Below are 12,676 nucleotides of genomic sequence, written 5' to 3' on the forward strand. Positions count from 1 at the left end.
CCCGCCTCGGGTCGTGGCAATGCGCGCCGTAGACCAATTCACCATCAGTTGCGTATCGCTGCTGACCATCGGGCACACTGTTGTTCAGCAGCTGCTGGGCGGCTTGAGCGTCTAGGTGCTTGGGGCACCGTGTTCCCCTGCGACCTGGCGAAGCTGGGCGGTGCTTGGGGTTCGATTCGTACTGCACCGCTCTCCTTCAGGCAGGGCGTCACCGTAGCGCTCTTGGCTCCGCATCCCTGTCTGGTAGCGCCCGGGCCGACTTCGTCGCCCCTCGCCCCGCCGAAGATCTTCCTGAGGTTGCCAGCCTCGACGCCGACCAGCCCTGCTGACGTCGATTGCCGCAACCAACTAAAGGATATGAAATTCATTTTAATGCGGTGCTGAAGCGATCTACGGTGCGCTGCGGATCGCTACCGAAGGAAGCCTGCCGTGTCAGAAGAAGATCGTTCTCGCCTCTACGCTTGGTTCCGTGAGCAGCTCGACGAGCGCCGCGCGGAGTACATGATGTCGTGCCTCGCGCCCGCGCCGCTGTCGGACCTGGTGACCAAGGAGCATCTTGAGAGGGTGCTGTCGTCGGCGTTCTCGGAGTTCGCGCTGAATCTGTCCGACCAGCGCGAAGCCGACCGCAAGGAGATGGCCGACCAGCGCGAAGCCGACCGCAACCAGCGCGAGGCCGACCGCAAGCAAATCGCCGACCAGCGCGAGGCCGACCGCAAGGAGCGCGAGGCCGAGCGCAGGGAGATCGCCGACGAGCGCGAGGCCGACCGTCAGGAGGCCCGCAAGCGTCACAGGTGGCTGGTGGGGATCGCTGTTGTGTTGGCGTTGGAGATCGTGGCGGCCGAGGCGGGCTGGTTGCAGCCGCTCACCGACCTGCTCACCGCGGCGTCCTGATCCGCTGAGCGGTTCGCGGCTCGCGCACCCTGCTCCGTTCGAGCAGGCGCCCTGGGGGCGACGTCAGTGCGCGATCTGGGCCGGCCGAAAATTCCCCTATGACGCGGCGGCGAAGGCCGTTACACTGGTCCTGTTCCGCGTATCTCGCGTATGCGGATCACCAGGTGGGGCCCACTGGGTGCGAATGCGCTGCGGTGAGCCCTTCAACCGGTCGGCGCTGTCACAAACCGCGGCGACGCGGGGTTTGACAATGCAGAGCGGGAGCATCTCCCGTCGTACAGAACAAGGAGAAAAGGAACCTTGACTATTCGAACGAAGCGGCGTGGCAGGCGCTCGCTCGCAGCGATCTTGGCGGCGATGCTGATGGCATCGGTGCTCGCGGTCGTAGCGGGGTCCCCGGCCCAAGCCGCTAACACTTCTTTCGAGGTGAAGACCGATCACGACAACAACGCGGCCACCGACATGGTCCGTGAGTTCGCTGGTCAGGATCGCTACGACACGGCGCTGCGGCTGGCGAAGAACTTCGCTCAGTCCAAGGGCGGCCTTGGTGCTGTTCCGAATGCGTTCGTGTCGTCGGGCGAGACGTTGATCGACTCCATCTCGGTTGCCGGCCTGGCCGGCTATGTGGACGCCCCGATCCTGCTGACCCCCTCGGGCAGCCTGCACGGCGGCGTCGCTGATTTCATCGAGGACTACGGCGTGAGCACGGTGTACGTGCTGGGCGGCTCTGCTGCTGTGGCCGACTCGGTGGTGACCGCCATCGAAGGGCTCGACGGGAAGCCGAAGGTGATGCGCGTCGCGGGCGATGACCGCTACGCGACTGCCACGGCGACTGCGTCGATGATCGACGCGAATTCGTCGTGGTGCGGCACCGACGCGGTGTCAGCAGTGCTCATCAACGGCTCCTCCGACATGCTGTCCTACGGCGTGGCGGTGCAGACCATTGCGTACCGCCTGCAGCTTCCGGTGCTGATGACGGCTGCTGACGAGCTGCCTGACGCGACGGCGGAGTACATCACCGAGAACGATGTGGAGCATGTCGAGATCATCGGCGGCACCGGCGCGGTGTCTGCTGATGTCGAGGCGGCGCTGACCACGCTCGGTGTCGACACCGTGGCCCGGGTCACCGGCGACTCTGCTTCGGCGGTGTCGGTGGAGCTGGCCAAGATGGCCAACAACGGCTGCAACGACGACTTGGGCCTCGTGTCCAGGGAACACGTGGCTTTGGTGCGCGGCAACCCTGACGGCGTTGTGGCTGCCCCGGTGCTGTCGTCCAGCCTCGAGAGCGGGCTGTTGGTGCCGCCGCTGGTGGTCGGTGACAGCCTGCCGGCGTCGGTGCGCGACTACCTCGCCGCCACGCCCAAGACCATCGGCGCCAACAAGCTGAACCTGGGCATCGTCGCCATCGGCGGCATGGCTGCGGTCAGCCAGGCCACGATGGACGCCGCTCTCACGGCGGCGGCTTCGTCGGGCGCGCTCACCGTGCAGATCGGCGCCAACAGCGACACCAACCTCGACAAGACCATCAACCAGGACGACCCGGTGCGGCCCGACACGACCACGACGATCGCCGTCGATGCCACGACGCCGAGTTCCTCGACGGGGCCGAAGTTCACGCTGTACTTCAGTGACGACGTCGCCCCTGACCTGGCACAGATGCAGGACATCATCGAGATCAACGGCGTGCCCGCGGTGATCGGCAATGCGGCGTCGAGCATAGAGGGAGGCGCGTGCGACAAGCGCCGGGTCGACATCACGCTCGGCCAGCCGCTCAACGCCGGCGACGTGATCTCGATCGTCGCGTCGAGCGCCACGTTCGGCACCGGGACCGACAAGCGCACCGTTGCGCCGACGTCGACGACGGTGACGGCTGCGGCGCCGGACCGTTCACGTCCGACGATCTCGATTGTCGGCATCGCGGAGGCGTCCACGCAAAGGACCTCGTTCAACCTCAGCTTCTCCGACAACGTGGCCCTTGCCGGCACCGCTGTGCTCGCCGACAATGAGGTGAGGCTCGTTCCGGGGCCTGGCGGCGCTGCGGCGGAGGCGGACTCCGACCACGCTGCGGGCGAAGCTACGGCGACGGTCAGCATCGGGCGAAGCTTGGTGCCGGGTGACCGGCTGGTGATCAGCCCGGGCGCTGTTGCTGACACGTCGGGGAACGTGAGCGCCGGGACGTCGGGATCGGCGATCAAGGCGCAGGCGAGCCCGCGCATCAGCTCGGTGCTGATGAGCAACCTGAAGCACTCCGCGCACGCCAGCTGGACGGTTCCGGCCGCGCTCGTGGGCGGCGCTGCTGGCGATCATGTGATCGCGATCGGTGCGAAGCCCGGCGGTGACGCTGCTGGCGCTGCGGGCAACGGCTGGACGATGGTGTTCGACCGGGCCAGCACCTACAGCCCTGCCAAGCCGTTGGACATCGACGTGCGCGTCGACACCAAGGGCCAGCGGGTCACGGTGCGGTTCAACAACGGCCCCACCACGGCCACCTTGGGCGATCTGCTCGCCGCGCTGAAGGCGAACGCCGCCTTCGACGAGCGATTCTCGGCAGGGTTCTCCAACTGCGAAGACGGGGTCGCCACGACCCCGCTGGGCCTGCTTTCGGTTCGGAACCAGTCGGTTGCCGCTAGCGGTACGGGGCGCACCCAGTTCGCGATCGAGGTGAACTTCAACGCCTTCGTCGACGTCGTCAGCAACGCTGAGCTGCTGACCGACGTCCTGACGGCGGCTGCGGTGCGCACCCGGCCCAATGCGTCCGAGACGCTCGCAGCGGGCATCACCCGGATCCGCACGGAGCCGACTACAGATCAGGCTGACAACGGCCTGCGCATCGTCGACGACCTCTCGGCCGACTCCCCGTCGCTGTCCGAGACGGTGGTAGCCGCCACGCCTCCGACGCGCAAGGTGCGCTACGAGATGGAGACAGCGCTGGTGAAGAACCTGCCGATGGCACGTGATCTCGTCGAGACCGAAGCAGGCACCGGCGGCGGCCTCGCGGTCGTCGGTCCTCCGGCGATCGCAGCGTTCGATGCCGTCGCGGCGGTTGCTACTGGCTACGCCGCTGACGCTCCGACCGGGGCCGACAACACCGGCGCACAGGACAAGGTCGACGAGAACTTCAACGGCGCATCGCAGGTGCGGATCGCCGTGTCCAGCAGCGTCAAGACTCCCTAGGAGTCAGACGCACAGTCGGCCTGAACCGTTCGGGCGGCCCGCCCGCCTGACCGGCCAAGCAAACTGAGAAGAGCCCCGGGGTTTCGGCCCCGGGGCTCCTCGCGTCTGTGTCCGGCTCCGCGAATGCGTCTCGTCCCGCCCGAGCCGTGGTCTCAACTCCGGCGACGCTGGCCCACTGGTCGCCCTGCCCCGTGACGTTCCTGGCCGCGGCGCCAAGGTGCGACGTTCGTCCACCACCAGTCGACCCGCTGCGAGTCCGTCTCCGATTGCGTCGCCCTCCGCCCCGCTCGAGCTGACGCTCGCGCGGTGTGTCGCGTGCCAGCCGTGCAAAAGCGGAAGTGAGACGGGCAAGCTGCTCCATATCGCAGTCGCTCATGGCCAACCCGGCTTACAGTGGTGGTGTTGATCGGCGCAGCCTGCGATGAGGTTGCGCCCCGCAGCAAGAGGACCCCCGTGGCCGAGACCGTTCACATGCTCCTGCCCATCGACACTGACGACTCCGAGGCATTGGAGTTCGTCGCCCGCCAAGCGCAACGCTGTGCCGACCGAAGCAGAGCCGTCGGTGACATGGGCGCCGGCCCGGACGAACTGCGAGAGATCTTCGAGGAACGTGGCTGGGCTGTCGATAGCAGGTGAGAGCTGGCGCTGGCTGTCGCTGAGACAGGTGCTCGACGCGTGGGAGCCGTTGCTTCCCGATGTCGAGACGACCGACCTGTTTCGGTTGCTGCTGGAGGTCTCAGACTCGCCGCTCGACGAGCTGCCCGGTGAGCCGATGGGGCCTGCTGAATCACGAGTGCGCACCAGTACCGGTTACGGCCTCGAGATTGCGTACGTGGTGGTGCATCCTGTAGAGGAATACGGCCTGCGTTTGGTGAACATCCGACACGTGTAGTCGAATGCGGCACTGCTGCTGTCAGCCAGGCCACGATGGACGCCGCGCTCACCGTTTCACCGGGACGCACGGCCGAAACCGTCTCGGGGCTCGTGTATGTGATCACTGGCTGGATGGAGCAGGCTGATGCGGCCGCCTCAGGGCCGTCCTGCCGATCCCTGATCCTCACGGCGCTGTCGGATGGGGCGGCGCGCCCGTCCGAGCTCGCAGACAGGCTCGGCAGAAGCCGTCCGCAGGTCTCCGAAGCGCGTGCGCGGTTGTCCTGCGCCGTCCAGATGGCCGGCCGGGCTTCGGCCAGTTCGTTGAGTGCCGGGCACAGCTGGTCATCAATGCCAGACAGGACGCGAAGTGCGACGGGCTCCCGGTCGATGATCTTGCGGCCGTTCATGGTCTGGCCAGCAGCCCGCGTGCGGCGCTGATCGCGATCATGTGATCGCGATCAATGCGAAGCCCGGCGGTGACGCTGCTGGCGCTGCGGGCAACGGCTGGACGATGGTGTTCGACCGGGCCAGCACCCACAGCGCTGCCAAGCCGCTGGACATCGACGTGCGCGTCGACACCAAGGGCCAGCGGGTCACGGTGCGGTTCAACAACGGCCCCGCCACGGCCACGCTGGGCGATCTGCTCGCCGCGCTGAAGGCGAACGCCGCCTTCGACGAGCGATTCTCGGCAGGGTTCTCCAACTGCGCCGCCGGGGTCGCCACGACCCCGCTGGGCCTGCTGTCGGTTCGGAACCAGTCGGTTACCGCCAGCGGCACGGGCCGCACCCAGTTCGCCATCGAGGTGAACTTCAACGCCTTCGTCGACGCCGTCAGCAACGACGAGCTGCTGACCGACATCTTGACGGCGGCCGCGGTGCGCACCCGGCCCAATGCGTCCGAGACGCTGACTGCTGGCATCACCCGGATCCGCACGGCGCCGACCGCCGGTGCTGCCGACGGCGGTCTGAGCATTTTCGCCGACCTCTCCGCCGACACCCAGGCGCTGCCCGACATCACGGCGGGGACTGACACGGCTCCGGTGCGCAAGGTGCGCTACGAGATGGAGACAGCGCTGGTGAAGAACCTGCCGATGGTCCGCGATCTCGTCGAGACCGCCGCAGGCCATCAAGGCGCCGCCACTGCCCAGGGCGCCGCCAACCCGGTGATCCCTGCCGTGACTGCGGTCGCGACCGGCTACGCAGCCGATACCGACACCGGGGCCACTGACACGGTGTCCGGCTCCGACAATGCGTTTGACAAGGTCGACGAGAACTTCAACGGCAAATCGCAGGTGCGGATCGCCGTGTCCAGCAGCGTGAAGGCTCCCTCCTAGGAGCTAGCAGCACAGTCGGCCTGAACCGCTCAGGCGGCCTGCCCGCCTGACCGGCCAAGCAAACTGAGAGGAGCCCCGGGGCACCCGCCCCGGGGCTCCTCGCGTCTTCGCCCTCAAGACGTGTTCAAGCGCAGGTACCCGCTGCCTGGGCGCAGGCCGTCGGCATCGGGGTCCAGGGCAGGGCCGAGCGTTCGCAGCAGGTTTGAGATGTCGCCGGGAAGCCTGGGCAGGACCTCGGCCCATGGCTGAGGACGCTCAACTCGCGCTTCACGGGACATGGCCTGTATCGGTGCATCATGTGTCGGCAGTACGCTGACGGCAGCGAAAGGCGAGCCCGATGGACACCCCGGAGCCCAGCAGTCAGTCAGCCGCTGCGATCGAGCCGACCATGTGCATCGACACTGCGGCGACCCGTCTCGACCCTGCAAGCGCGATGCTCATGGAGTGGGTGGAGACCGGCGAACTGGACGCGGCGCTCGACCGCATAGGCACTGAAGACGCTGACTTGGCAACTGGCTGATTCCATTTCTCGTGTACATCATCGACGAAGTGCTGGCTGCCCGCGCCGTTGCGGGCCAACTGCCTGTCAGCTTGACTGAGGCGCCGTTGGCAATTTGCACGTCTGCCCACTGGCGGCTGCTGCGGGCGGTGCTGGCGATGCAGTTCGCCGCACCGGGGCCGGTCGGCCAGATACAGCGTCTCTTGGCACCGATGAGCAGGCCGCAACGGGTCGCGATACACGCGCCTGCCCCCGAGGTGCTCCAAGTGATGGATCCGCGTTTGCACAGCAGCGTCGCGGCGTCATTCGCGAACGAGCACGGCTTGAACTGGTTCGTGGCCGACCATGTCGGCGCAGCGGCATTCCACGAAGCCGAGCTCGTGTTCTCCAGCGCCCGTCGCGTGCCGCCGGCGATCACGACCGGCAGAGGCACGGGACTGGTGCCATATCGCATCGTCACCTGACCCATGCTCTCCGCCTGAGTAGCCCTGCAGCGCCAAGAGCATCAGGGAGCCGCGCTGTTTGGCCTAGACGGCCTCAAGCCAGAATCCGAAGCCTCCTGAGCGCAGAGGCAGCGGCTCTGCGTGCCTCGGGCACCGCCGAAGGATCGAACGCCTTCGATGACGCGAACCCGTCTTGGGGACGCGGCGTCGTCTGCCCGTTGGCCATCGTGGTGAAGGCCGCGACTGAGTGCGCTACCGACGCGGCGGTGTCGTCATGGAGCGCGCGGCGTGTGTCAAGGTCGCCCAGCAGGCACCAGATGTCGTAGTAGTGGCGGGCATGCCGGCCATCACCGCGTCGATGTCGGCGTCTGTGAGGCCCGACGAGGTGAAGAAGATGTCGATGTCCTCAGAGAATCGCTCGATCAGCCGGAACGCCTTGGACAGGCTGGTGCCGCCCTTGCCAGTTCGGGGTGGCTCGCGCAAAGGTCCATCCAGCGCTTCCTCGCCAGCCTGTGCGGCTCGCCGGCGGCGGCGGCGGCTATCTCCTTCATTCGCGCCCTGCCGTCGCGTACCAGCCGGACGGTCGTGTAGGCGAGGTCGTCCATGCCCGACTCGGTCACCATCGGCCCTGCGCGCAGCACCTCGAGCACGGCAACCTCCCAAGGGGTCAGCGAGTTCACGAGCCGCCCAACCGGGCGCTGAGTGAACCTCAGCCCCGCATAGGCCGTGGGCGTCCGTCCGGGCACCGCTATCGAGACCGTCGCAGGCACTTGCGTCGTGAGCCCGAGCATGTTGGCCGCCGCGACATCCGCCGGGCCCGAACCGGGGCCGCCGAGCGCAATCCCGATTTCTCTGGTGCGAGGCAGTGACATGCCGATCGGCGTCGGGGTCCCCTTCCAGTACAGGCCCGGTCTGATGCGAACGAGAGCGTCGTTGCGCGTCAGCCGTGACAGCGCCGAGTCCACCGGTCCCCGCGGCCCGCCGAACTCGCTCGTGCGCAGGAATGCCCGTTCCGGGAGATGTTCGACACGGCGGGCGACTTGCGCTGAGACCGAATCGCTCATGACAATAAATCATAACGAATTTCTGCCAAGAAAGCGAATGGCACGCGATCTCGTCGAGACCGCCGCAGGCCATCAAGGCGTCGCCAACCCGGTGATCCCTGCCGTGGCTGCGGTCGCGACCGGCATCGCCGCCGATACCGACACCGGGGCCACTGACACGGTGTCCGGGGCCGACAATGCGTTTGACAAGGTCGACGAGAACTTCAACGGCAAATCGCAGGTGCGGATCGCCGTGTCCAGCAGCGTGAAGGCTCCCTCCTAGGAGCTAGCTGCACAGTCGGCTTGAACCGCTCGGGCGGCCTGCCCGCCTGACCGGCCAAGCAGACTGAGAGGAGCCCCGGGGCACCCGTCCCGGGGCTCCTCGCGTCTGGCGTGTGCGCCGCCAATTGGCCAGCGGCTTCGGGCCGGGCGGACGTAAATCGTTGGACTCCGGCAGGGGCCTCGTGTTTGCTGTCCGCAAAGGCGTAACCCCGGCCGTTTGCCGAAGCATTGACGGTTCCGGGGTCTTCGATCGAGAGCTTACCCCTGGCGAGTCACATGTCAACGCTAGAACTGCAACGCATCGCTGCAATGATCACACCCGCACGCCTCAGCTCCTACCTGAGGGCAACCTCAGGAGACCTTGAGGCCGCGATCAGACTGTACGACTGGAATGTCGCCGTTGGCGCAGCGCTGCACGAGGATCTGGCGCGCTTCGAAGTCGTCTTCCGCAACGCCCTTGACGAGCAACTCGTCCGCTACGGCTCTCAACAGGGATGGAAGCAACCCTGGTATCTGCAGCCCAGCCTGTTTCCCGGCAAGCGGACAACTGCACCCTTCGCCGTCGGATCCGTTCCGAGTGCGACGCGATGTCGCTCCCCTGGTTCAAGGCCTGAACTTCCTTCGCAACCGAATCGCCCACCACGAACCGATCCACCGGCGCGACCTGGCCGCAGACCACGACAACCTCCTGAGCATTACGGGGTGGATATGCGAGCACTGTCACCAGTGGCTGTCGAGCTCAAGCCGCACGCCGTTGGTCATCGCATCCCGGTAACTCGCGCGGCCTGACTTGGGACGGCAATTCGCCGCGCACTTCTGCTTTGAGGACTGGCCCGGCGCCCGTGCCGATTTGGCGGCCGACGATGCACTGCGTAGCGAGCTTCGCCCCCATGTGAAGGCCGGGGCCGGAGCACGGCCCGGCCGCTGCGTTCGCGTTCCTAGGCTGAGGTCCTGCCCGATGAGCCACAGGAGGCGTGCGATGACCAGGCACTTGACTGCGATCATGGAGCGGCAAGGCGACGGCTATGTGGCTCTGTGCCCGCAAGTCGATGTCGCGAGCCAAGGGCTCGCCATCGCAGAGGCCAGAGAGAACCTGGCCGAAGCCCTGACCCTGTTCTTCGAGACGGCGTCCGCGAGCGAGATCGACCATTCGAACAAGCGCACTAGCCACAACGGTGCGTGAACGGCGCTGACCTTGCCCACTATCGCCAACAAGCCGACCAATGGGCGGTAGCCTTCGGCCGCGACTATGTCGGCGCACGCACCGCTCACCGCTTCGGCTGCCCGCCTTCGAGACACGATTGAGCGCGACGGGCTGGACCGACTGCCGGAGCCGGTCGTGCTCACATCCGGAGCCGAGTCGAACGACTACATCGACGTGAAGCAAGCCTTGGCGTCCGGTCCCGAGCTTGACAACGCCGCCGAAGCGGTGCTCGACGCAATCGACGGCATCGACTTCGATGCTGTCGGCGGACTGACACTCGGCGCAGACCACATCGCAGCCGCGATAGCGATACGTGCCAGCGTGGGCTGGTTTGCTGTCCGCAAGCAGCCCAAGACGCACGGAGCGAAGCGTCTCATCGAGGGCGCCCGTATCGACAAGCGCAGCCGAGTGCTGCTGGTGGACGATGTAGTGACCAAGGGCGGATCGATCATGCAAGCGTTCGACGCTGTGCGTGGAGTTGAAGCGACAGTAGCTGCAGCGGTGGCGCTGGTGGACCGCGGCGAGCACGCAGCACCCCAGTTCGCCGAGCACGGCGTGCCGTACTTCGCGGTCGTCACTTACAACGATCTCGACATCAAGCCGGTTTGATCCGCGTGTCGGACGATCCGCGGCATGAAGCGAACTGACGAGCGTTCCGGCGTGGATCGTTGGGCTGCTGCCGAATGCCGCGAACGGCTGTGGTAGTCGTCCCCAAAATCATTCGATAAATCGTGCAATCTGGGCGGCGTTCTGCGGCCTGGAAGCGAGATCTCAGATCTACCTTGCGTCCATGCACTCATGCGCGGAGCAATTGTCCTTCAGTCCGGCAGTCGACGCGTCACTTCACCGTGATCGCTCATGCCGACGTGACCCGGCGTTCGCTCGCCGGTGACCCGCGTTCGCTTGGCGGCCGCTGCTGCGGCCGTTGCCTTGGCAATCGCCGCGCTCTCAGCGGCGTTCGTGGTGCCCGTCGGCGCCCAGGAAGCCGATGCCCTCGCGGCGCGGCCCGCTGTTCAGGGTCCGACGCGATCGCCCACCGCGTTCAGGCTCGGCGAGGTCGTCTACGTCTTGCTGCACTTCGATGTCGACGTGACCGTCCAGGGATCACCGCGCCTGCCCGCCACCATCGGCAGCCGGACCGTCTCGTTCAAGCATCAGCCGTACGTGTTCGCTTCTCGCCAGGCGCTGTTCAGCTACCGGGTCGCCGAGGGCGACTTCGACAGCGATGGCGTCTCGCTCAGCACCGGCACGCTTGAGCTGTCGGGTGGCACGTTCACGCCGACGTCGGGCGGCGCCGCAACCAACCGTGTCACGCTGCGCCCGTTCGGGCCCGATCATGTGAACTATCTCATCGACGGCGTGATTCCGACCCTGGACGAGGTCCGTGCGGTGGCGGCGTCATCGGTTGGCATCCACCGGCCGGGCGATGTCGTCGAAGTGGAACTGCGCTGGAGCGAGCCGGTCTCGGTTCCGCAGCAGCACATGAGCGGTACGTCTGTGCGCGTCGGCATCCTTCCTGCCGGCGGGTCGGCCAGCGAGCGTTCTGCCGCGCTGTCGGCCGGCAACGGCACCGACATCTGGCGCTTCCGCTACACCGTGCGGGCCGAGGACGGCACTGGCGCGCTGGGCGTCCTCGGGTCATCCTTGACACTCCCCGCGGGCGCGAATGTCCGTGACGCCGCAGGCAACCTGGCGACCCCCCGCTGGCAGCCAATCGAGACGCGCCTGACGCTCGACGCGCCCGTGCCCAGCCCGTGCCCAGGATGCGACAATCTGCCGAGAACGCCGACAGGCGACGGCCCGACCGGTGTGCGCGGAGTGACCACCACGCGTGTTTCGGGCACCGACCCCACGACGACCTCCGTCGAGGTGGCCGAAGAGCACGGCAGGCGAGTTCGAGCGGCCGGCGGCGATGTGGACACGGTGATCGTGGCAACCAGCAGCCGGTTCCCTGACGGGCTCGCAGCGTCGTCGCTGGCCGGCAAAGCGCAGGCGCCGATCCTGCTCACCGATCCCGACCGGCTCTCAGAGGAGGTGGCGGGCTTCATCGGGCGCCACGCGATATCGCGTGTGTACATCATGGGCGGTGTTGAAGCCGTGTCGCTCGACGTCGAGCGGTCGCTGGCGGCGCTCGAGCCGGTGCAGACACTCACCCGTCTCGGCGGCGCCGACCGCTACGAGACCTCTGTGTTGATTGCGCGCGAGGTTGGCACCCCGCAGGCGTTCTGCAATCGGAACAAGCGCACCGTGCTGCTGGCAACGGGCGCGGTGTTTCCCGACGCCCTGGCTGCGGCGCCGGTGGCGGCGGTCGGCACGCATCCGCTGCTGCTGACCGAGCCCGATGCTCTGCCGCCGAAGGTCCGCAGCTACCTGCGCAACGGCAAGCATTACGACTGGATCCACAACGTGCTCGTCATCGGCGGCGAGAACGCCGTCTCGGCCGATGTCGCCCAGGACATTGCCGACATGGAACTGCGCGTCGTCCGAGTGGGCGGCGCCGATCGCTACCACACGGCGGCGCTGCTTGCCGAGCATGCGGTGTCGTTCGCATCATCGCCTGTGAACCGTTGCCTCGGCAACCGCCGCGTCGGCGTGGCGGTCGGCACGAGCTTTGCCGACGCGCTGGTTGCCGGGCCGCTTCTTGCGTATGTGCGAGGCCCGACCCTGCTCGTGCAGCCCGGCTCCGTGCCCCCCTCCGTGGTTGCCTTTCTCGAAGGGTCTGCGCTCAACCGCGATTCGCTCGAAGTGATCGCCGTCGGCGACCCCGCGGTTCTTGCCGATCGCCTCCTCGAACGCCTGAGAGGTCACGCGACCGGAGCGCCACCGACGCCGTAGGACGCCGCTCCGAATGCCGTAAGCAGCACTACCCTTGCTGCCTGTGCCGACTTCGCGGCCCGACCCGTCGGCAAGCGGGGGTCGGTGATCGGCGTGCGA

General features: G+C 67.0%; 15 protein-coding genes. 11 read left to right on the forward strand and 4 right to left on the reverse strand.

Annotation, left to right across the window (positions count from 1 at the left end; translation table 11 throughout):
* The first annotated feature begins 429 nt into the window (after positions 1 to 429).
* The 5 genes from ACOGI8_RS01590 to ACOGI8_RS01610 all read left to right on the forward strand — a co-directional run bounded on the left by ACOGI8_RS01590 (position 430) and on the right by ACOGI8_RS01610 (position 6,271).
* Positions 430 to 891: a hypothetical protein gene (locus ACOGI8_RS01590; RefSeq protein ID WP_419855153.1), complete on the forward strand. Its 462-nt coding sequence runs from the start codon at positions 430 to 432 to the stop codon at positions 889 to 891.
* A 300-nt stretch (positions 892 to 1,191) separates the two neighbouring features.
* Positions 1,192 to 4,065, forward strand: a complete 2,874-nt coding sequence (locus ACOGI8_RS01595; RefSeq protein ID WP_419855154.1) for a cell wall-binding repeat-containing protein — start codon at positions 1,192 to 1,194, stop codon at positions 4,063 to 4,065.
* Positions 4,066 to 4,518: 453 nt separating this feature from the next.
* Positions 4,519 to 4,701, forward strand: coding sequence for a hypothetical protein (locus ACOGI8_RS01600; RefSeq protein WP_419855155.1), 183 nt, complete (start codon positions 4,519 to 4,521; stop codon positions 4,699 to 4,701).
* Positions 4,676 to 4,957, forward strand: coding sequence for a hypothetical protein (locus ACOGI8_RS01605; protein WP_419855156.1), 282 nt, complete (start codon positions 4,676 to 4,678; stop codon positions 4,955 to 4,957). The genes ACOGI8_RS01600 and ACOGI8_RS01605 overlap by 26 nt, the downstream gene beginning before the upstream one ends.
* Before the next feature lie 429 nt (positions 4,958 to 5,386).
* Positions 5,387 to 6,271, forward strand: coding sequence for a hypothetical protein (locus ACOGI8_RS01610; protein ID WP_419855157.1), 885 nt, complete (start codon positions 5,387 to 5,389; stop codon positions 6,269 to 6,271).
* A 113-nt stretch (positions 6,272 to 6,384) separates the two neighbouring features.
* Here the strand turns inward: ACOGI8_RS01610 and ACOGI8_RS01615 are convergent, their stop codons facing one another.
* Complete coding sequence (locus tag ACOGI8_RS01615) at positions 6,385 to 6,549, reverse strand: hypothetical protein (RefSeq protein WP_419855158.1); 165 nt, start codon at positions 6,547 to 6,549, stop codon at positions 6,385 to 6,387.
* 59 nt (positions 6,550 to 6,608) lie between these two features.
* On the opposite strand from ACOGI8_RS01615, the gene ACOGI8_RS01620 reads away from it, so the two are divergent.
* Complete coding sequence (locus tag ACOGI8_RS01620) at positions 6,609 to 6,791, forward strand: hypothetical protein (protein ID WP_419855159.1); 183 nt, start codon at positions 6,609 to 6,611, stop codon at positions 6,789 to 6,791.
* A gap of 11 nt (positions 6,792 to 6,802) precedes the next feature.
* Positions 6,803 to 7,234: a hypothetical protein gene (locus ACOGI8_RS01625; RefSeq protein ID WP_419855160.1), complete on the forward strand. Its 432-nt coding sequence runs from the start codon at positions 6,803 to 6,805 to the stop codon at positions 7,232 to 7,234.
* A gap of 231 nt (positions 7,235 to 7,465) precedes the next feature.
* Here the strand turns inward: ACOGI8_RS01625 and ACOGI8_RS01630 are convergent, their stop codons facing one another.
* Together ACOGI8_RS01630 and ACOGI8_RS01635 are read right to left on the reverse strand one after the other, a co-directional pair.
* Positions 7,466 to 7,696, reverse strand: a complete 231-nt coding sequence (locus tag ACOGI8_RS01630; protein ID WP_419855161.1) for a nucleotidyl transferase AbiEii/AbiGii toxin family protein — start codon at positions 7,694 to 7,696, stop codon at positions 7,466 to 7,468.
* Complete coding sequence (locus ACOGI8_RS01635; RefSeq protein ID WP_419855162.1) at positions 7,636 to 8,277, reverse strand: hypothetical protein; 642 nt, start codon at positions 8,275 to 8,277, stop codon at positions 7,636 to 7,638. The genes ACOGI8_RS01630 and ACOGI8_RS01635 overlap by 61 nt, the downstream gene beginning before the upstream one ends.
* A gap of 37 nt (positions 8,278 to 8,314) precedes the next feature.
* On the opposite strand from ACOGI8_RS01635, the gene ACOGI8_RS01640 reads away from it, so the two are divergent.
* Positions 8,315 to 8,539, forward strand: coding sequence for a hypothetical protein (locus tag ACOGI8_RS01640; RefSeq protein WP_419855163.1), 225 nt, complete (start codon positions 8,315 to 8,317; stop codon positions 8,537 to 8,539).
* Between the two features lie 350 nt (positions 8,540 to 8,889).
* Here the strand turns inward: ACOGI8_RS01640 and ACOGI8_RS01645 are convergent, their stop codons facing one another.
* Positions 8,890 to 9,027 (reverse strand): hypothetical protein, encoded by a 138-nt coding sequence (locus ACOGI8_RS01645; protein WP_419855164.1) that lies wholly within the window; start codon positions 9,025 to 9,027, stop codon positions 8,890 to 8,892.
* A 490-nt stretch (positions 9,028 to 9,517) separates the two neighbouring features.
* Here ACOGI8_RS01645 and ACOGI8_RS01650 point away from each other — a divergent pair, with 490 nt between their 5' ends.
* The 3 genes from ACOGI8_RS01650 (at position 9,518) to ACOGI8_RS01660 (ending at position 12,577) form a co-directional block, all read left to right on the forward strand.
* The gene (locus tag ACOGI8_RS01650) at positions 9,518 to 9,721 is read left to right on the forward strand and encodes a type II toxin-antitoxin system HicB family antitoxin (protein ID WP_419855165.1); all 204 of its coding nucleotides are present in this window, start codon (positions 9,518 to 9,520) and stop codon (positions 9,719 to 9,721) included.
* 66 nt (positions 9,722 to 9,787) lie between these two features.
* Positions 9,788 to 10,351 (forward strand): orotate phosphoribosyltransferase, encoded by a 564-nt coding sequence (locus ACOGI8_RS01655; RefSeq protein ID WP_419855166.1) that lies wholly within the window; start codon positions 9,788 to 9,790, stop codon positions 10,349 to 10,351.
* 279 nt (positions 10,352 to 10,630) lie between these two features.
* A complete protein-coding gene (locus ACOGI8_RS01660) occupies positions 10,631 to 12,577 on the forward strand; it encodes a cell wall-binding repeat-containing protein (protein ID WP_419855167.1) in 1,947 nt (648 codons plus the stop codon).
* The last annotated feature ends 99 nt before the right edge of the window (positions 12,578 to 12,676 follow it).

Origin of the sequence: Candidatus Poriferisodalis sp., from assembly GCF_965204195.1 — a bacterium.
Taxonomy (GTDB): domain Bacteria; phylum Actinomycetota; class Acidimicrobiia; order Acidimicrobiales; family Poriferisodalaceae; genus Poriferisodalis.